This is a genomic window from Candidatus Microthrix subdominans, from assembly GCA_016719385.1.
GTDB lineage: Bacteria > Actinomycetota > Acidimicrobiia > Acidimicrobiales > Microtrichaceae > Microthrix > Microthrix subdominans.
In genome coordinates this window covers 1-17,005 of the sequence record JADJZA010000002.1, presented here as the reverse complement: position 1 = coordinate 17,005, position 17,005 = coordinate 1, and the positions used below count along the sequence as shown (strand labels likewise).

Here is a 17,005-nt window from a genome sequence, read left to right as displayed (position 1 = left end):
CTCGGTTCTGGAACAGGTCCGGATGGGACCTTCGACGTGTTCCGGCGGTGTTCTACCCGGCTAGCTTCGAGCTGCTGGTGAAGATGGTATCGGCCGCCTGGTCATCGACCTCGCCGACTCGCTCGGGAGTCGCCGGGCACGTGGGCATCGTTCTGCAACAATTTTGCTGTGGAGCGGCAGGCTTGCTCTCGGCGTCAAGGTGCCAACGTCAGGATGACCTGACCATTTCCTCCCGGTCCACCAAATTGGTTGTACGAGTTTTGGCTGGCGCCGCCCTTTGCTGCGATGGCCTGGCCCCGTGCCGACCGCATTGGTCCGCTGCCGTACGGGTCGCCAGCCTCGGTCGCCGTGCAGGTACCCGCCGTCGCCCTTGGCCGATCCATTCCCGCCGGCGCTGCCGCCCCGGCATTCGCCGCCACGTTGCCGGTACCGCCGCCGCCACCACCGCCGCCGTAGAGGCCGCCGCTCCCCCACCCCCAGCGCCGCCGACGTTGACGTTGTCCCAGGAAGCTGGCCCCGCTGCCGCCGGCCCTGATGGAGACTGCTGCGTGATCGGGAGACACCCGCCCTGTTTGGCGTGAGAGTGCCGTCGGAAGCACGTCTGCCAAACAGCAGCCCTCAGGGGCGCGAGAGCGCCAGTTCTGGACCCATTGATTACCCAAGCCCCGACCCGGTCAGTAAGGCAGACGCACCAGGAGATCGATCCCACCGCCCCACCGAACGCTGCCTCGAAATCGAGCCAGTTGTGGCCCACAAGTGGCCCGCCCATTTCTGAACAGGTGTCGGATTCCCTTGAAACCGTTGTATTGCAAAGGTTTTGAGCCCGGGAGAGGAGAATCGAACTCCTGACCTGCTCGTTTCTCACCGTCAGTCCATAGGTAGTAGGAACTGGTAAGGGTCCGCCATAGGATTAGACGCGCGGTGTAGTTTGGGTGTGTGGATATCACCGATGAGGCGCTGAGCGACTATTTCGAAGCGGTGCTGCCGCATCTCGATGAGCGGCAACGACGTTTGAACGTGGGTGCTGTGGCGGTGATGTTGGGTCGTGGCGGTCGGACGAAGGTGTCCGAGCTGACAGGCATGTAGCGGTCGACGGTGACCCGGGGCGCTACCGAGATCGAGGCCGGTGTGGAGGTGACCGACCGGGTGCGTGCTGAGGGTGCAGGCGACAAACCGGCGATCGAGAAGCAGCCCGGCTTGTGGGACGCGGATCGACAAACTGGTTTCGCCAACAACCCGTGGCCATCCGATGTCGACGTTGCGGTGGACATTGAAGTCGACCTACGAGCTTTCACGTGAGGTCACTGACCAGGGCTTCGAAGCGTCAGCCGAGCTGGTCCGACGATTGTTGGCCCAGAACGGCTACTCGTTGCAGGCCCCGGCCAAGAGCCCGAAGGCAGAACACATCCTGATCGTGACGGCCAGTTCCATTACGTCGCCGAGTTGTCGGAGGCGTTCATTACCGCTGGTGACCCGGTGATCCCGTTGATACCCAAGAAGAAGGAGACGCTGGGGAATAAGTCCAACGGCGGTGTCGAATACCAGCCTGGCAGCGGAGCCGGTCCGGCACCGATGTTCACGACTTCCCCGATCCTGTGTTGGGCAAAGGGATCCTGTATGGGCTCGGCGACGTGGCCAACAACGAAGGCCGGGTGCCGGTCGGTGACACCGCTGACACTTCCGAGTTCGCCGTTGCGGCGATCGTTAAGTGGTGGGACGCTTTGGCAAACACCGGTTCCTCCCTGACAGCGAAACGGCTGTTGATCACCGCCGATTGTGGCGGGTCGAACGGCTACCGGGTCAGGGCCTGGAAATGGCATCTCGCCCGCCCCAAGGGCAGAAGAGACTCGGCCTCCAGATCACCGCGGCGCACTACCCGCCCGGCATGTTGAAATGGAACGGATCGAGCACCGCCTGTTCAGCTTTATCACGACTAACTCGCGGGGCCGTCCCCTCACCAACATCCGGACCGTTGTCGAGCTGATCTCAGCGACGACCACCCAGAAAGGTGCTGACATCCAGCCGCCTACGACGCCTACGTCTACCCCGAAAGGCGTCAAGATCACGAAGGACTATAGTTCGGAAGCGATACCGCTTTCACTCCACGATTGGCACGGCGACTGGAATTACACCATCAGCCATACACCCCAACCGTTCAATTAATCCCGCGCGGGCCCCAACGCCCGGGTGGTAGATAGCGGTTCTTGAGGTGTCCGAGTCAGTAGATACCACCTCTTACCGCGACTATACGCCGGAGTCAGGCCCATTTGTGGCCCGCCCTCGGAACCCAATCCGCCCCAGCGAAGACCCATGGTAGCCTTCTGGTCACCTTGAGGTCCCGGCGAGCGAACTGGAAGGCCCCACGTAGCCCCCAGCGAAGTTTGCACGGTTGCGTTCGCAGCACCCGTCCCACCTGACTCCTGATCAACCGGCTCGACTCCCAGCCTGACGGCGAGCCTCAACACGTCCTCGAGCATGATGCGGCCTGTCCTGGTAGTGCGTCTTGTCCTGCCCGGGGCTGATGGAGGTGCGGGGTCCGTTACGTCCGACTTTGACCTTCAGGGTGCTGTAGTGGTAGGCGACCAGCTCCCTTTGGCGTCGCGCCGCTCCAGGCTGTACCACCAGCCGAGCGTCGGATACCTTCCACCGTGACCGCCCGTGTGGATGGTCATCGTTATTGCCTCTCACAACCCTGCAGACGATGCCGACGTCCAGGTCCAACGGGTCGCCGTTCCGGCAGTCGGCCGACCTTCCCGCCGTTCAAGGTCAGCCGCGAGGTAGACGCCCAGTTCGGTACTAATAAAGCCGATGAATACGGGTCCAAAGTGTGCCGAGCGCTTCAGCGATCGGATCGCGGAACGCCCTGACGGCTTTCTGTGGAGTCTTACCGGCCACGTGGACGCTTTCATTGCGACGCGGATCACCGGACGCGGCATCAAGGCTGTCGTACCCACCGGCGTCGAACTTTCCAATGAATCTCTTCGCCGGATACAACGGGTTTTATGGGGGTGACGGGGTCGAACACCGACTACATGCCTTCTTCATCGACGTCACTCCACCGCCACCACGGGCTCCACAGTTGTACTCATTGCGGCCTCCAAGACTGGCTAGAACAACCATGTTACACGGCAAAATGCTCTTCGCTCACCGCAGCCCTGTCGCCGCGATGGCGGAGAAGCTCACGAACATTCCGCTGGCGGCATGCTCCGAAACGCAAGCCGCCAGCTCGTCCCGAAGGCGTCAAGGTTCAGGCGGTCCCGGCAAACGTCATCAGCTGGCGGTGCTCGGTCGCCCAGTCGGCGCTGTCCACCGGGGCCGAGCATGGGGCCCATCCGCACCCAAATATAAAAAAAAAAGTCGGCTGCGATCGGAAGCGCTTCTGGCGGGTTATTACCGGATGCCATATCCAGCGTGCGTTCCGAACCCCAGTTGCGTTTTGATGGTCACGTCTCCGTCGCCGAGGCTGCTCCATGTGCCGTCGGCGAGCAGAAAGCCCTGCCAGGTCAGGGTGGACTTCTGAGTAGTCGTCGGCGACCGCCTCCCAATCCGGCGACAGGGAATCCGAGCCAGCTTCGGCTGGCGGTATCGCTGCTCCTGGCACCCGCTGCTCGAACCGGGCAAATCTCGGCCAGCTCTGCGGCGCTGCCACAACCCGGTCCCTGCGGGTGACGAGCCACCCAGCGCCATCACCAACGCCCCGCCCCGGCAACGACGGGCAAGCGGGAATCGGTGAACCGTGGAGCCGCCCCAATCGTCGGCGTCAGTCTACCCTGTCAGACCGGGCGTTGCGCGTTCGACCTCAAGGCTCCCCATCTCGCCGGATGGGCCGGGAAACACAGGTCCCACGATCCGGCGATGAGCTGTTGGAAGCCGATCCACCCTTCGGCGTCGGGCAGCACCGAGGTGAACAAGAGCGCCCGCTGCGGCAGGGTCCCCCCTACCCAGGCGCCCGGTTTCGTTCTTACCTTCGCCCAGCCGTCCATCCATCGGCCAACCGCCCTCGGTCCACCACCATCGCCCCCGGTTCCGGGAACGGTCATCTCGGCCAAAGCTGAAGGATCAACCAGCACTCGGCGATGCTGCCGCGTTGGTGTCGGTGCTCGAGACGCCTCCGGGCATCCAGCCTGAGATCCCAGAACGAACTGACCCCGCCTGGGATGCAACCAGCATCAGCTCCAACAGTCAGCCGAGCGGCGGTTCGGTCGCCAACCCGGCGGCGCGCCGAACCCGCTCAGGGTCGGCACGTGCACACGACGTCCTCCCACGGCTGCTCGGTGAACGGCTCGACCACATCCACCTGCCGCTCCAGAGCAGCTCCAGCAACTCCAACAGCGCCGCACCGTTGGTGCTGTCGACGAGCCGGTCAGGGGTGATGTGGCGCATGTCCATGGCAGATTCTCGGTCGGCGAGCTGAGGCGCTTCGAATGATCACCGCCATCACCGCAGCGTGATCAGCGCGCCGCGACGTGTCATGCGCCAGTTGATAGGGACCAGGGCTGCGCCAGCTGCATGGGACCACTTGTGAGGGGTCGTTGAGGTCGGCGGGGTGATGATGGTTGCCCCCGGCGGCCGTCGTCAAGGACTGCGTGTGGCGGGTGTGCTGCGAAGGGCGGCTGGGGTGTTCGATGGCCTCGCCGGGCGGGTCAGTTCCGGGTGAGCGGGAGGGGTGGTTCGGTCCAGACGGTTTGGGTGTCGGGGTCCCAGCGGTGGTGTCGGTAGCGGCGGTGCGCGACCTGGCGAGTGGTGCCGAGAGCAGCACCGATGTTGGCCCAGGAAGCGCCCCAGTGGAGCGCCCGTGCGACGGCGGCATCGAGAGCTTGTTGGGCGGCCTTCTTCGCGGCGACCGCGTCGGTGGTGGCAGTGCAGAGCGTCGGCGTGAGTCGTTCGGTTCGGTCCATCGACTGTCACCGTATGGTGACGCGATGATGCCTGCCAGCAGGTGCTGACAGGCATCATCGGTGGAAGCGGGGAGGGTGCCGGTCGTTAGTCGGCAGGCGGTGGTGTGAGCCGGGGTTTCTGTCGGTCCCGGTAGCTTTCCCCGTCGATGACGAGTTCGAACGGCCGGACGCGAACCGGTCGATCGCTGATTGGGCGAGGAGCTGGTCGGCGAGGAGAGCCAACCATTCAGACGGGTCCCGGTTTGAGGTGATGACCGTGGATGCTCGCCGGTGTCGTTCGACGACCAGGTCGTAAGAAGTCGTTGGTCGCTGATGCGTCGGAGGCGGTAGGGCGAGTCGTCGATGATCAGTAGATCGACGCGGAGGAGTTTGCGGAGCTCGACGTCGAGGGTGTTGTCGAGCCTGGGATCCGGAGCCGTTTGAACAGCCGGTCGGACCGTTCGGAATGGACCGATTTCCCCCGCCGGATGGCGGTGTGCCCTGAGGGCGACGGCGAGGAACGTTTGCCGACACCGACCGGTCCGATGATCAAAGCGTTCTGGCCGGCGTCAACAAACCGGAGGCTGGCGAGTTCGTCGAGGATCGCCTGGTTGTAGGTGACGTTCGCGGTGGCGTCCCAGTGCTCCAGGCGCATCCGCTGATCGAGCCCGGCGGCTTTGGCTTTCGGGCCGCCGAGGTGGTGTCACGGCGGGACACTTCGTCGGCCAACAACAGCTGAGGAACTCGGCATAAGACATCTTCGAGGACTTGGCCAACGCCAGCCGTTCGGGAGCGTGTCGATCAGTTGACCGAGTTTCAGCCGGCGCAGTGTTGCGGTCAGTTCGGGGGTGATCGACGGGGTCAGTGCTGGTGGGGCTCATCGTGACCTCCCGTCCGGTGGCGAAGTGGGAGGCGTCGCGGGCGAACCGGCCAACGATCACGTTGTCCGGTGGCGGCGGGCTCGGCTTTCGCCTGTTCGGCCTCCAACGCCCGCTCGACCATTCCAACGATCGTGGTCACCGACGTCGCGCCTGCGTCGACCGCTCGTTCACAGGCAGTGTTGACCCGGTCGTTGCCGTAGCGGTCACAGGTCCGGAACAGTTTGTAGACGTGGCGCATCCGGGTCCATGGCAGCGGGCCGTCCAAGATCACATCGGTGAATGCGCCGATCGACTCGCCACGCCGGTAGGCCTGACGGCGTTGCGATTCGATGTCACGCATTGCGTAGTCGGTGCGCTCAGATGGCAGGTCGGCCGGGTCCGTCACCCCTCGCCCCGGGTTTCTGGCGGGATGGCATTTCACCAACTGTCCGGCGGCGAAAATCTTCACCAACACCTTGTCAGCCCGAACATCGACGGTGGTGCCGATCAGGTCGCCGGGAACCGAGTAGAGCGACTTGCCGACCGAGATGTGGTGGTCCCGGGCGACTTTCGCGGTCCGGTAGATCGGCAGGTCGTAACGCTCCTCCGGCGCTGGAAGGAGTGCTGGTGCTTCGATGTCGGCGAACATCACCGCCGGCTGCGCCTGGGTGGTCCCATGGGTGCGCAGCCCCGCCCGAGAGGCACACCACAGCTCTGCTGCGGTCTGCGCCTCGGCCAAACAGCCGAAGTCCTCACCCGCCCAAAACGAGGTCTGCACGAACTGGACCGCCCGCTCAACACGCCCCTTGTCCTGGGGTGCGCGCACCCGGGCCGGGTCGATCAGGAACCCCCGCGACTGGGCGTATTCGACGAACGCCACGTTCAACACCGGGTCGAGCGCGTCGGCTTTCGTCACCACCGTCGCCATGTTGTCCGGCACCAGCACCTTGAACACCCCACCGAAGAACACCCATGCTGCCTCGCACCCGTCGATCACCGTGGCAAGGTTCTGGTTGAACGACAACCACACAAAGGTGTGACGCGACACACCGGCGGTGAACACCAGCGCCCACACCCGCCTCCTTTTGCCGGTCTCCTCGTCGAACATGCGGCCCAACTCACCGAAATCGACCTGCAACTCCACACCCGGCTCACCATCAACAACCGGGACCGTCGACCGCGCCGGTGACCCGAACTCGGCAGCCAGGAAACGGTTCAACGTCCGCTCCGGGACCACCACCCCCTGCCGGCCCAACAACTCGACCATCTTCTTCGCCGGCACCCGGCCGTCCCGCCAGCCCTTCAGCCTGTCTCGATGCTCGGCGAGCGCCGCCCACGACTCGCCGTGACGATCCGGCCGGGCCGGCGCCAACTCGACCATCACCGCACCCACAAAATCGTCGGTCAAACGCTCCGGGCTGTCGGTGCGGACCAGCCCCAGGGCCTCCGCGATCCTCACCATCTTGGTGACCGTTTTCCGGTCACACCGGACCATCTCTGCGATCCGGCGGAACCCGATTAGGGACAGCCACAACCTCAACACTTCACGAACCTCAAACACAGGAACCTCCCGGTATGCCATAGACGCGCCGCCTTTCGGGTCGTGGACGCAACGACGGCAGTTCAGCGTCTACGACACCGACCCCGGAAGACCCCACAAGTGGTCCCTTTCAGCTGGCGCAAGGTGGTCCCTACCAGGTGGCGCAACCCCCCAAAACTGGTCCCTACCAACTGGCGCACGACACGCGACGAAAGGATCTCAGCCGTGCATTTCTCTGACGGAATAGAACGGGTTGCCGGTCTCGACGGCATGCCGACGCTTTCGTTCGAGAACTTCTGCGAGCGAGATCCGGTTCTCCAGGATGGCGACTAGATCAGCCCCGTCCATGAGGATCAGCGGAGAGCGCTCCGTTCTCTTGAGGAGTGCGCCCTCCGTAAAACCCGATATTGAGATGCAGAGGCCGAGAGTGTTGGCTGCCTTCGATTCAACTTTGGCGCGGAAGTGATTGAGTTCCCTGGGGTCGACGGGTACCTTCCACCACTTTGCTTCCATCAGGTAGTCATCGGTGCGAAACGTGAATGCGCCATCAACCTGTTCGTGGTCGATGTTGTAGGCAGCCCTTGGATCGAGATCGTGCAGGGCAAATAGCCGCTCCAAGAGCCGCTCGAATTCAATGCCTCGACCTTGTGGGTCTGTCTTCTGGGAGTGCAAGACCATAAATTCAGCATTGAGTTCAGCCAGCACCGCCTCGTGCGTACGTCGCGTAGCTGATTGTTCGAGATCATCTTGAATCCGCCGAAGCGTCTCGTCTCGGGCATTGAGAAGATCGCGGTTCTGGCTCGTTACAGCCTGGACCGCCCTCAGGGCTGCTTGCGCAACCTTGACTTTGGAGGGCCCGTCTTCCGTTCGTGCGAGGCCGTCAAAAGCGTCGGGGTAGTCAGCCAGGCGTTCGAGCAGGTCGAGGGCGGTCTCTTGGTATCGAGATTCATTGGTCTGAAGTTGGGTGACGACTTCGACTGCGACCTGTCGCTTTGAGGATGCTTCGAAGCTAATACGGGAGAGAACCTCGGGGTGGTCGGCGAGGGCACTTCGTAGGAACCGCTCGAGGTCGCGCTTGTACCAGTAGAAAACAGCAAGTGCTTCAAGCATTGCGTCCCACGCACCGTCACTGATTCGAGCACTTCGTCGTCTGGTCATCCTGGTCAAGTGTGCCCCAAACGCCGGCCTCGTTGGTCAGCAAGGCGACCAGCGTCCGTCGATTTGGCGGGCAGAGAAGATTGCTGCGGGTGGACGGGCCGCTCGGTTTGGCTCAACTGAATGGCAGCGACCCGAGGAGCCGCACCAGTTCGTTGAGGTCGCGCACCTCATGGTCTGCGTCGGATCGGAACCCGGGGTTATCACCGGTTCGGTTGAGATAGATCGAGGTGGCACCGGCTGCGTTGGCGCCCTCGACGTGGTCCCAGTCGTCGCCGATGTGGGCGATCTCGGTGACGTCGACCCCCAGCTGGGATGCGACCATGGCGAACGCCCGGGGGTCCGGCTTTCGAACCCGTGGTCGGGGCCGAGCACCACAGCGTCAAAGGTGTCGTGGAGCCCGCACCGTTCCGGGTAGGTGTTGCCGTTGCTGAGCAGACCCAGTCGATAGCGGCCCTTCAGCAAGGCGATCGCCGGGGCGACGTCCGCAAACAGCTCGATCTGGTTGAACCTGATGTTCATGTAGTGCTCGACGAGGACGGCTGCCGCGGCATCGGGCGTTGGGTGGCCTTGCGCAGTCAGCACCTCGGCAAAGGACCGCTCCCGCACCTCCTCGAGCCGGTGGGTGGCGCCGCGGAACCGCTGAACCAGCACGTCCTGCGCCTGGTCCATCGCCTCGGGGTGACGGCGCCGGCCGGCACGTCGCCGCGCCGCTCCATCTCGGCGATGGTCGCCCGAAGTGCGCGACGTTTGACGTCGTCGAAGTCCCACAGCGTCTGGTCGGCATCGAAGCTCAGGGCTGTGATCATTGCGTTGCCTCCAGCTGGCACACCCGGCCCACGTACTCCTCGACCTTCGCTGCGCTCTTCCACGACATTCAGTTGACGCTATAGCGACGGCGCGATGGCGAGGAGCTGGCTGAGGGTTCGATCTGCGGTGATCAAAAGCAGCAACGTTGCTACATTGGGCAGGCAGGGAAGGGAGAGGTCATGTCGCCGACCAAATTCACCAGTAGGGAGTTCAACCACGACACGGGTGCAGCAAAGCGGGCATCGGCTCACGGTCCGGTGTACATCACCGATCGAGGGCGACCAGCGCACGTGTTGTTGACCATCGAGGACTACCGCCGTCTCGCCGACGGCGAAGCCAACATCGCCGAGCTGTTGTCCCTGCCCGAGGGTATCGGTGACATCGAGTTCGACCCGCCACGCTCCCGCGAGCACGGCACGCCCGCGATGTTTGACTGATGTTTGTCCTCGATACCTGCATCGTGTCGGAGCTTCGCAAATCCCGATCACAGGCCGATCCGGGTCTGATCGGTTGGGCGGACGGGGTGCCGGCGACGGAGATGTATCTGTCGACGATGTCGCTCTGTGAACTGGAGCTTGGCGTGCTCCTCGCGGAACGGCGTGACCGGGCAACCGGAAGTGTCCTGCGAACCTGGCTCTCGGAGGCGGTGATGCCGACGTTTGCGAGACGCATGCTCCCGATCGACGGTCAGGTCGCCGCTCTGGCGGCGTCGCTCCACGTGCCCGATCCTGCTCCGCTTGCCGGCTCCCTCATCGCAGCGACCGCGCTGGCGCACGACATGGCCTTGGTCACCCGAAACGTGGCCGACTTTGACCGGTTTGTCGGTCTGTTGGTGATCAACCCGTTTGAGACGTGAGCGGCTGCCCGGGATCGGCCGCACGGTCGCTGAACATGGGATCATTCGATGATGAGCAACGAAACCTCTACGAACGCAGGTGTCGCCCCAACGGCGAGCACGTCCGGCAGCGTCGCCCGGGTGGTTGAGGCCCTCGACGCGGCCGGGATCGACGCCGAGGTTCGGCACTTTGACGAGTCGACCCGCACTGCCGCCGATGCGGCGGCGGCCTTGGGCGTGTTGCAGGCCCAGATCGCCAAGACCCTGGTGTTTCTCGCCGACGGCGCACCCATCATTGTGGTGATGGGCGGCGACGACCGGGTGGACACCGAGGCGTTGGGGCCGCCCTCGACGGCGCCACGATCGGGCGGGCCGATGCGGATTCCGTGCGGTCCGGCACCGGCTTTGCCATCGGCGGTGTGAGCCCCGCCGGGCTACCCCGCGGCCTCACCGTGCTGGTCGATCGCTCGCTCAGCGAGGTCGGCGAGCTCTGGGCGGCGGCAGGCACCCCGAAGAGTGTGTACCGCACCAGCTATGGCGAGCTGCTGTCGGTCACCGGCGGGCGAGAGGTCTCGGTGGCCCAACGGTGAATACGGGGGCGGAAGACGCGGGGGTGGAGCGCCCGGGGGTGGAGCACACGGTGGCGGAGGGACAGTCCACGCCACTCTGGGTGATCGACGGTAACAACGTGATGGGATCTGCTGCCGACGGGTGGTGGAACGACCCGTCCGCAGCGGCCGCGCGGCTGGCCGAACGGGTAGGACGCTGGGCCCGGTCGATCGACGCTGCGCTGGCGCTCGTGTTCGACGGATCGCCCGATGACGCGATCTCGGCGGCGGCGGCGGCAACCTCGAAGTGCTCTATGCCCGACGGAAGGGCCGGGACGCCGGACGATCGCATCGTCGAGGAAGTGGAGGCCCGCTACGGCGACCATCCTGAAACAACGGTCGTCACCTCCGACCGTGGCCTGATCGGCCGCCTGCCCCGGGTGTGCTCGTGACGGGTGCCGGACGGTTTCTGCGCTCCCCTTCCGGAATCATCGTGACCCTCGACGATCTTGAGGAACCGGATGCCGCACCACATAGGGTGGCGTCGCTGTGGCGCCGTCAGTCGTGGAACTGAACCGACTGGCGGTGCGCGACCAGCGGTTCCACGTGATCGGTGACGACGGCCCTGTGCGCGGGATGGGCCAGGTAGGCGCGCCAAGCGGCCTCGTCGGCGTACTCGCCCACGATGGCCACGTCGGCGGTGTCGTCGCGGAGCCCCAGATCCCGGCCCGCTCGGTAGGAGACGATCTCGGGGATCTGGGCGGGAAGGGAACGCAGCGCGTCCACCAAGGCGTTGACCTGGGTGTCGTCGGCGTCATCCCGCATGGTCAGCAGCAGCACGTGGCGGAACATGGCCTCATTATCTCATGCGCCGTGGTGCGCTGATCAGGGCGAATCGGCCAGCCCGTCCAGCGCAGAGCCGATCGCCTCGAGGTCCTCGGGGTCTTGGCGATCGAGCCCAGAGTAGAGCGGGCAACGTTCGTCTCGAACTCGACGAGGCCGAGTGCGGTGAGGGCTGCGACCCAGTCGATCGACTCGGCCAGCCCTGGCGGGTAGTCCAGGTCGAGTGTCCGTACCTCGAAGACGAATGCGGTTGCTGCCTCGATCAGCGGCAGCCCGGCGTCACCCACTCGGCGGCGGACGATCTCGACCGCTCGTTCGACCGACGGGTGCTCCATCCGGTGGTAGTGGCAGCCCCGTTTGAGTGCGTTGCTGAGCGGACGGCTGCCGTTGCACGTAATGATGACGATCGGCGGAACCTTGGGGCCAACGTGCCGATTTCGGGCACGGTCACCGACATCTGCCCGAGAAACTCCACCAACAGGGCCTCAAAGCGAGCGTCGCTTCGATCGACGTCATCGATCAGGAGTACAGCTGGCACCTCGTCGTCGTGGCGAACCGCACGCAGCAGCGGGCCCGTCGATGAGGAAGTCCGCGGTGAAGAGGTCGTCCAGCGACGTCGCCGGCGTCGCTGCCGGGCTGACGTCCTGTGCCTGGTCGGGGGGAAGGTCGTTTGTGGCCTCGGCCCGCCGGAGCGCCAGCACCTGTCTGGGCCGGTTCCACCGATAGAGCGCGTCGTCGGCGGTGCTGCCCTCGTAGCAGTGCAATTGGATCAGCGGGGTGCGCAGCGCAGCGGCCAGCGCCGTGGCGGCGGAGGATTGCCCACGCCGGAAGGGCCTTCCAACAGGAGCGGTTGGCTCAGCCGCATGGCCAAGAACAGGGCCATTGCCAGGCCCTCGTCGGCCAGGTAGTCCAACCGGTCGAGTTCGGAGCGCAGCGGATCGAGCGTGGAGTTGATGGACACGCCGTCAGCTTGGCAGGCCACCGATCAGGGCGGCGCCGTTGCGACGCAACGTCATGATCGGGGCAGGCCCGTCGGTCAGGGCAGGGCGGCTGCGTGGGCGAGTGCCATGCGGATGAGGCGTCCCTGGCCGTTGGCCATCTCGCCGCCGGTCGCCACTGAGATTGCTTCCTCGGGGGTGATCCAGGCAAGGTCGAGGGCATCCTGGGCCGGCGAGCACGGGCCGCCAACCGGCACGACGTAGGCCAGGCTGATCGCATGCTGGCGAGGATCGTGGAAGCCGGTGACCTCCCGGTCCGGGAAGTACCCACAACGGTGAAGGGGGCAATCGAGGCCGGCAGCCGGGGCTCGGCGTCGGCCCCCAGGTCTTTGGCAAGGTGCCGCAGCAGGGCGTCGCGCACCCGCTCCCCGTACAGGACCCTCCCGGAGACGACCGCCCGGCTCATCGAGCCGTCGGGCAACATGCGCAACAGCAGGCCCACCTCAACCACCTCGCCGGCGGTGTTGACCCGAACCGGCACGGCGTTGACGTACACCATCGGCACCGAGTCACGGGCCGAACCCAGCCGCTCAGGGCTGAGCCAACCCGACTCGGCCAAGGGGTTGCCGTTGGCCGACGGGTGGACCACCTCCACCTCGCCGAACGAACCTTCGCCGCCCGCTCCCTGGTCGCTCACAGCTCTGGCGAGTCCTCGAACACCTGATCGCGATCGTCCTCAATCAGTTCGAGCGCTTCCTCGTCGGCCGGCAGCACTGCGGGGGCGGACCGCTTCTCGGGTTCGGCGGCATCGGCTGCCAAAAGGTCGGGTACCTCGGTAAGGCCCAGTTCGGCCCCGACCGAACGGACGACCTCGGCGTCGTCCTGCAGACCCGGTTCGAAATCGTCCTCGAGCACGAAGTACTCCACCGCTCCTCGCAGCAGCGCCCGCTGAGCGTCGTCCAATCCCTCCGCTTCGTCGAGCAGTTGTGAGATCTGCTCCGCCAGGCGGTGCGCCCGGCCCGATTCCGGGCTGGACTCCAGCTCGGCCAGCCGGGTTGCCACCCGCGAGCGCAGATCAGGAATTTCCGAGATCATCAGGTTGTCGGCCAGCATCCTGGCTCGTGCGAGTGCTACTTGGTAGGCATCGGTGCTCCTGGGTTCACGGCGGGACCGTGGTAGCGGTACCCGCTTCGCGCCCGCCGCATGCGGGGACCTCAGTGTGCCACGACCGAGGTGGCGTCGGCGGCTGGCGGCGGCATCCTGTGACGATGCCCGAGGGAGACACCCTGTACAAGACCGCCGCCCGGCTTCGACCGGCGCTCGAGGGCGGCGAGCTGGTGCGCTTCGAAGCGCCGCGCCTCAAGGGCTCCGCCCTCGACCCGGTGAACGGATCGACTGGGTTCGGGCTGTGGGCAAACACCTGCTGATCGGCTGTTCCGGTGGGTTGATCATCGACACCCATCTGCAGATGGCCGGCACCTGGAGGCTGGTCGAGACGGGTGGACGGTGGCCGAAACCGCAGCACCTCCTCCGTTGCCGAGTCGACGTCAGGGATTGGCAGGCCCTGTGTTTCGGCCCCCGATGGTGCGGACCTGGCCGGTCGCCGACCTCGGTACTTCCCGTTCACCGCTCCGCCCACCTGGGGCCTGACCTGTGCCTGGTCGACGCCGACCTCGACGCTGCGGTCGAGGCGATCGAGCGGCTCGCCGAACCGGACGCCGACGTGGGTGATGTTTGCTCGACCAGCGCTGTTGCTGCGGGGTCGGCAACGTCTATCGCAACGAAGTGTGTTGGGCCCTGAAGCTCCACCCCCGCCACCCCGTCGGTTCGCTCGGACCGTGCGGCGCGTCGTCGGCTGGTTACGACCGCTGCGCGTCAACTGCGTGCCAACCTGGTCGGCGGGCAGCGTCGCACGGTCCCCGGTGGTCTGGCCGTGTACGAGCGAGCCGGCGTCCGTGTCGACGCTGTGCCACGCCGATCGCCAGCGACGGATGGGCGCGGGCCAGCGAGTCACCTTTGGTGCCCCACGTGTCAGGAGGACCCGCTCGGTGAGCCGAAGCGGCGCAGGTGATGTTGAGGCCGATCCGACGAGGGATACCGTGAAGGTGTGACCCCGTCCCCGATCCTGTGACCCAGCGGTCCGGTGCATTGCGGCCAGGACGTGCGCTTTCAATCCGTTCCGTCGTCGGTGGGGTGGTCCTGACCGGCGCACTCTGGCCGTGGGCTGCGGCGGTGACGAGCCGAGCGCCGTTGCGGATGGCGATGCTGCACCAAGCGCGTCGCGCTCCGGCGGCGAGGCTCCGCTCGATGCAGAGGCGGCAGACGCCATCAACCTCAGGGTCGTCGCCGACGGTTCTCAGGTGGCCCTCGCCGATGTGGCCGCCACAGACCGGCCAACCCTGCTGTGGTTCTGGGCCCCCTTTGGACCCGTCTGTCGGGTAGAGGCTCCCGACATCGAGCAGTTGGCTCGAGAGCATTCAGATGACCTGACCGTGGTGGGCCTGGGCACCCAGGACACCTTCGCCGACGCAGAAACATTCGGTTCCGAATTCGACATGTCCGCCACCCGGTTGCTCTGGGAAGATGGTTTCGACTCGTGGCAGATGCTCGGGATTCGGGCCCAACCGGCCGGGCATCCTGTTGGACGCCGACGGCAAGGTCGTCGACTCATGGCAGGGTCCCGTGTCCCCCGACGATGTCCTGGACGCACTTCCGTAAACCCGGGAATTGTCGTCTGAATCTCATCCGGGAGGGTGGGTGAACCCGACATAGCTCTTGAATCACCCTGATTCCACCCCGCTATAGTGGACCCGGATTGGATACACTCAAGGTCGCGTCCTCGGTGGAAGTACACCGGTTGAAGGGCGCTTGCGAGAGCACCTTGGCGGGAGCGGCGCACATGGCGACAGAAGCGGTTGGGATGCGGCAATCCCACTTTGCGGGACAGCTGGTCGACTTCGACTTTCGGTCGCCCTCCCTCGGCCACCCGGGGCTTGCCGCCAAGGTGGTGTTGGCGACCGTCGATACGGTCGTGATGTTGGCCAGCTCGCTGGTCGTGATGCTCGTCGTAGCTCGGTTGGGTGGGTGGGGCCCGGGGACTGGCGCCGGCACCTGGCGTTGTTGGTGCTGTCGGTCCCCGTGTGGCCCACGGTGTTCGTGCAGCACAAGCTCTACACCACCCGGTTTGTCGCCAGACTGATCGACGAGGTTCGACGCGGCGCCCACGCCATCTTCATCGGCATCGTGGCGCTGGTCGTGATCGCCTCGCTGTTCGACCTGGCGATCTCGCGCGTATTTCGCCGGGCTGCTGGTGGTCGGCAACCTGGCGCTGGGGGGCCGAGCGCTACGCGGCCCGGCGGATCTTTGCCCGTCGTCGTTGCCGGGGCATCGACCAAGCGCGTGCTCCTGGTCGGCACGAGCGCTGAGGCCCAGGCGCTGGCGGCCATGTTCGTCATCGAGAAACACCTCGGCTACGAGGTGGTCGCCTTCGTTGACGACGACCCCGATGCCCCTGAGACGATCGATGGCATCCCGGTGTATCACCAGAGCGAGGATCTGGTGGAGTTGGCCGACGCCAAAGAGGCTCAGGGCGTGATCATCGCCACCACGGCGATGAGCCTGGAACGCTCCAACCGCTTGGTTCGGGAGTTGTCCGAGGCGCGGTTGCACGTCGAGATCACCTGGCCGCTGCGCGGCATCGCCTCCCATCGACTCACCGTGCGGCCGCTCGGTCGATTTCCCGTCGCCTACGTCGAGCCGGTGGCGCTACGGCTGGCGGACCGCAGCGAAGCGAAGCTTCGACCTGCTGCTCGCCGGCTTGGGGCTTGTTCTCGCATCGCCGTTTCTGCTGTGTGCTGCTGGGCGATCGCTGACCTCGCCTGGGCCGGTGCTGTTTCGCCAGACCCGGGTGGGGCAGCATGCCCGGCCATTCGAGGTGCTGAAGCTACGGACGATGGTCATCGATGCCGAAGCCCGACTGGCCGAACTCGACAAGCTGAACGAGGCCGACGGTCCAATGTTCAAGATGAGCGGCGACCCACGCATCACGCGGGTCGGTCGCTGGTTGCGTCGGGCCTCGTTTGATGAGTTGCCTCAGCTCTGGAACGTCATGCGGGGGAGATGAGCCTGGTGGGCCCCCGCCCGGCCCTGGCCTCGGAGATGGCCGAGTGGGACCCGAGCTGTACAACCGACTGCGGGTCAAGCCCGGCATCACGGGGATGTGGCAGGTCAACGGTCGCAGCAACACGTCCTTTGCCGACTACCAGCGTCTCGACCTGTATTACGTCGATAACTGGTCGATCCTGGTCGACGTTGGCATCCTGGCCAAGACCCTGCCAGTGGTGTTGTCGTCGCGAGGAGCGATGTAGCGACCCGTGTGGCTGGGCGATGTAGCGACCCGTGTGGCTGGGCGATGTAGCGACCCGTGTGGCTGGGCGATGTAGCGACCCGTGTGGTCGGGTTTCGCTGCGACGTCAGATGTACCTGGCGCTGAGCCAGCGAAACCAGATCCAGCCGGGAAGGTTGGGCAGCCAAAAGGTGATTAGGCGAAACAGGATGACCGCTGGCACCGTTGCGGCGTTGGTCAGAGCCGGCAGCGAC

General features: G+C 65.3%; 22 protein-coding genes and 4 pseudogenes. 16 read left to right on the top strand and 10 right to left on the bottom strand.

Features of this window, described 5'->3' with window-relative positions; all coding sequences use genetic code 11:
• Nucleotides 1-249: 249 nt before the first annotated feature.
• The 6 genes from IPN02_05970 (at nt 250) to IPN02_05945 (ending at nt 2,163) form a co-directional block, all read left to right on the top strand.
• Complete coding sequence (locus tag IPN02_05970; GenBank protein ID MBK9296401.1) at nt 250-456, top strand: hypothetical protein; 207 nt, start codon at nt 250-252, stop codon at nt 454-456.
• 480 nt (nt 457-936) lie between these two features.
• Nucleotides 937-1,086: a hypothetical protein gene (locus tag IPN02_05965; protein MBK9296400.1), complete on the top strand. Its 150-nt coding sequence runs from the start codon at nt 937-939 to the stop codon at nt 1,084-1,086.
• Between the two features lie 42 nt (nt 1,087-1,128).
• A complete protein-coding gene (locus IPN02_05960; GenBank protein MBK9296399.1) occupies nt 1,129-1,299 on the top strand; it encodes a hypothetical protein in 171 nt (56 codons plus the stop codon).
• A complete protein-coding gene (locus tag IPN02_05955) occupies nt 1,250-1,480 on the top strand; it encodes a hypothetical protein (GenBank protein MBK9296398.1) in 231 nt (76 codons plus the stop codon). Before IPN02_05960 ends, IPN02_05955 begins: the two co-directional genes overlap by 50 nt.
• Nucleotides 1,481-1,538: 58 nt before the next feature.
• Complete coding sequence (locus IPN02_05950; protein ID MBK9296397.1) at nt 1,539-1,892, top strand: hypothetical protein; 354 nt, start codon at nt 1,539-1,541, stop codon at nt 1,890-1,892.
• A 1-nt stretch (nt 1,893) separates the two neighbouring features.
• Nucleotides 1,894-2,163: a hypothetical protein gene (locus IPN02_05945; protein ID MBK9296396.1), complete on the top strand. Its 270-nt coding sequence runs from the start codon at nt 1,894-1,896 to the stop codon at nt 2,161-2,163.
• A gap of 2,019 nt (nt 2,164-4,182) precedes the next feature.
• Here the strand turns inward: IPN02_05945 and IPN02_05940 are convergent.
• The 6 genes and pseudogenes from IPN02_05940 to IPN02_05915 all read right to left on the bottom strand — a co-directional run bounded on the left by IPN02_05940 (nt 4,183) and on the right by IPN02_05915 (nt 8,757).
• Nucleotides 4,183-4,389, bottom strand: coding sequence for a hypothetical protein (locus tag IPN02_05940; GenBank protein MBK9296395.1), 207 nt, complete (start codon nt 4,387-4,389; stop codon nt 4,183-4,185).
• Nucleotides 4,390-4,643: 254 nt separating this feature from the next.
• A complete protein-coding gene (locus tag IPN02_05935) occupies nt 4,644-4,898 on the bottom strand; it encodes a hypothetical protein (GenBank protein ID MBK9296394.1) in 255 nt (84 codons plus the stop codon).
• 85 nt (nt 4,899-4,983) lie between these two features.
• Nucleotides 4,984-5,730 (bottom strand): annotated as a pseudogene (locus tag IPN02_05930) (ATP-binding protein).
• Between the two features lie 8 nt (nt 5,731-5,738).
• On the bottom strand, nt 5,739-7,232 hold the full coding sequence (locus IPN02_05925; protein MBK9296393.1) for an IS21 family transposase: 1,494 nt from the start codon (nt 7,230-7,232) through the stop codon (nt 5,739-5,741).
• A gap of 264 nt (nt 7,233-7,496) precedes the next feature.
• Nucleotides 7,497-8,387, bottom strand: coding sequence for a restriction endonuclease (locus IPN02_05920; protein ID MBK9296392.1), 891 nt, complete (start codon nt 8,385-8,387; stop codon nt 7,497-7,499).
• Between the two features lie 160 nt (nt 8,388-8,547).
• On the bottom strand, nt 8,548-8,757 hold the full coding sequence (locus IPN02_05915; GenBank protein MBK9296391.1) for a hypothetical protein: 210 nt from the start codon (nt 8,755-8,757) through the stop codon (nt 8,548-8,550).
• A 68-nt stretch (nt 8,758-8,825) separates the two neighbouring features.
• Here IPN02_05915 and IPN02_05910 point away from each other — a divergent pair, with 68 nt between their 5' ends.
• The 5 genes and pseudogenes from IPN02_05910 to IPN02_05890 all read left to right on the top strand — a co-directional run bounded on the left by IPN02_05910 (nt 8,826) and on the right by IPN02_05890 (nt 11,077).
• Nucleotides 8,826-9,317 (top strand): hypothetical protein, encoded by a 492-nt coding sequence (locus IPN02_05910; protein MBK9296390.1) that lies wholly within the window; start codon nt 8,826-8,828, stop codon nt 9,315-9,317.
• 104 nt (nt 9,318-9,421) lie between these two features.
• A complete protein-coding gene (locus IPN02_05905; GenBank protein MBK9296389.1) occupies nt 9,422-9,679 on the top strand; it encodes a type II toxin-antitoxin system Phd/YefM family antitoxin in 258 nt (85 codons plus the stop codon).
• On the top strand, nt 9,679-10,098 hold the full coding sequence (locus IPN02_05900) for a type II toxin-antitoxin system VapC family toxin (protein ID MBK9296388.1): 420 nt from the start codon (nt 9,679-9,681) through the stop codon (nt 10,096-10,098). The genes IPN02_05905 and IPN02_05900 overlap by 1 nt, the downstream gene beginning before the upstream one ends.
• Nucleotides 10,099-10,149: 51 nt before the next feature.
• Nucleotides 10,150-10,667, top strand: a pseudogene (locus tag IPN02_05895) (YbaK/EbsC family protein).
• Nucleotides 10,668-10,717: 50 nt separating this feature from the next.
• Nucleotides 10,718-11,077, top strand: coding sequence for an RNA-binding protein (locus IPN02_05890; protein ID MBK9296387.1), 360 nt, complete (start codon nt 10,718-10,720; stop codon nt 11,075-11,077).
• A gap of 106 nt (nt 11,078-11,183) precedes the next feature.
• On the opposite strand, the gene IPN02_05885 is transcribed toward IPN02_05890, so the two are convergent.
• The 4 genes and pseudogenes from IPN02_05885 to IPN02_05870 form a co-directional block, all read right to left on the bottom strand.
• Nucleotides 11,184-11,477 carry a Dabb family protein gene (locus IPN02_05885; GenBank protein ID MBK9296386.1) on the bottom strand — a complete coding sequence of 98 codons (294 nt, stop codon included), beginning with the start codon at nt 11,475-11,477 and terminating at the stop codon, nt 11,184-11,186.
• 62 nt (nt 11,478-11,539) lie between these two features.
• A pseudogene (locus tag IPN02_05880) lies at nt 11,540-12,423 on the bottom strand (MoxR family ATPase).
• An 81-nt stretch (nt 12,424-12,504) separates the two neighbouring features.
• Nucleotides 12,505-12,965 (bottom strand): annotated as a pseudogene (locus tag IPN02_05875) (DUF4916 domain-containing protein).
• A gap of 134 nt (nt 12,966-13,099) precedes the next feature.
• Nucleotides 13,100-13,519, bottom strand: a complete 420-nt coding sequence (locus IPN02_05870) for a hypothetical protein (protein MBK9296385.1) — start codon at nt 13,517-13,519, stop codon at nt 13,100-13,102.
• A gap of 155 nt (nt 13,520-13,674) precedes the next feature.
• Between IPN02_05870 and IPN02_05865 the strand changes: the two genes are divergently transcribed.
• The 5 genes from IPN02_05865 to IPN02_05845 all read left to right on the top strand — a co-directional run bounded on the left by IPN02_05865 (nt 13,675) and on the right by IPN02_05845 (nt 16,773).
• On the top strand, nt 13,675-13,833 hold the full coding sequence (locus tag IPN02_05865; protein MBK9296384.1) for a hypothetical protein: 159 nt from the start codon (nt 13,675-13,677) through the stop codon (nt 13,831-13,833).
• Complete coding sequence (locus IPN02_05860) at nt 13,815-14,207, top strand: hypothetical protein (GenBank protein MBK9296383.1); 393 nt, start codon at nt 13,815-13,817, stop codon at nt 14,205-14,207. Before IPN02_05865 ends, IPN02_05860 begins: the two co-directional genes overlap by 19 nt.
• Before the next feature lie 418 nt (nt 14,208-14,625).
• On the top strand, nt 14,626-15,144 hold the full coding sequence (locus IPN02_05855) for a redoxin family protein (GenBank protein ID MBK9296382.1): 519 nt from the start codon (nt 14,626-14,628) through the stop codon (nt 15,142-15,144).
• A gap of 1,079 nt (nt 15,145-16,223) precedes the next feature.
• Nucleotides 16,224-16,529: a sugar transferase gene (locus IPN02_05850; protein MBK9296381.1), complete on the top strand. Its 306-nt coding sequence runs from the start codon at nt 16,224-16,226 to the stop codon at nt 16,527-16,529.
• Nucleotides 16,530-16,572: 43 nt separating this feature from the next.
• Nucleotides 16,573-16,773, top strand: coding sequence for a sugar transferase (locus IPN02_05845; GenBank protein ID MBK9296380.1), 201 nt, complete (start codon nt 16,573-16,575; stop codon nt 16,771-16,773).
• The last annotated feature ends 232 nt before the right edge of the window (nt 16,774-17,005 follow it).

Coding starts and splice junctions, on each gene's coding strand:
- IPN02_05955 (MBK9296398.1), top strand. CDS start 1,250: ATGTCGACGTTGCGGTGGACATTGAAGTCGACCTACGAGCTTTCACGT.
- IPN02_05945 (MBK9296396.1), top strand. CDS start 1,894: ATGGAACGGATCGAGCACCGCCTGTTCAGCTTTATCACGACTAACTCG.
- IPN02_05940 (MBK9296395.1), bottom strand. CDS start 4,389: ATGGACATGCGCCACATCACCCCTGACCGGCTCGTCGACAGCACCAAC.
- IPN02_05935 (MBK9296394.1), bottom strand. CDS start 4,898: ATGGACCGAACCGAACGACTCACGCCGACGCTCTGCACTGCCACCACC.
- IPN02_05925 (MBK9296393.1), bottom strand. CDS start 7,232: ATGGTCCGGTGTGACCGGAAAACGGTCACCAAGATGGTGAGGATCGCG.
- IPN02_05920 (MBK9296392.1), bottom strand. CDS start 8,387: ATGCTTGAAGCACTTGCTGTTTTCTACTGGTACAAGCGCGACCTCGAG.
- IPN02_05915 (MBK9296391.1), bottom strand. CDS start 8,757: ATGGTCGCATCCCAGCTGGGGGTCGACGTCACCGAGATCGCCCACATC.
- IPN02_05905 (MBK9296389.1), top strand. CDS start 9,422: ATGTCGCCGACCAAATTCACCAGTAGGGAGTTCAACCACGACACGGGT.
- IPN02_05900 (MBK9296388.1), top strand. CDS start 9,679: ATGTTTGTCCTCGATACCTGCATCGTGTCGGAGCTTCGCAAATCCCGA.
- IPN02_05885 (MBK9296386.1), bottom strand. CDS start 11,477: ATGTTCCGCCACGTGCTGCTGCTGACCATGCGGGATGACGCCGACGAC.
- IPN02_05870 (MBK9296385.1), bottom strand. CDS start 13,519: ATGCTGGCCGACAACCTGATGATCTCGGAAATTCCTGATCTGCGCTCG.
- IPN02_05865 (MBK9296384.1), top strand. CDS start 13,675: ATGCCCGAGGGAGACACCCTGTACAAGACCGCCGCCCGGCTTCGACCG.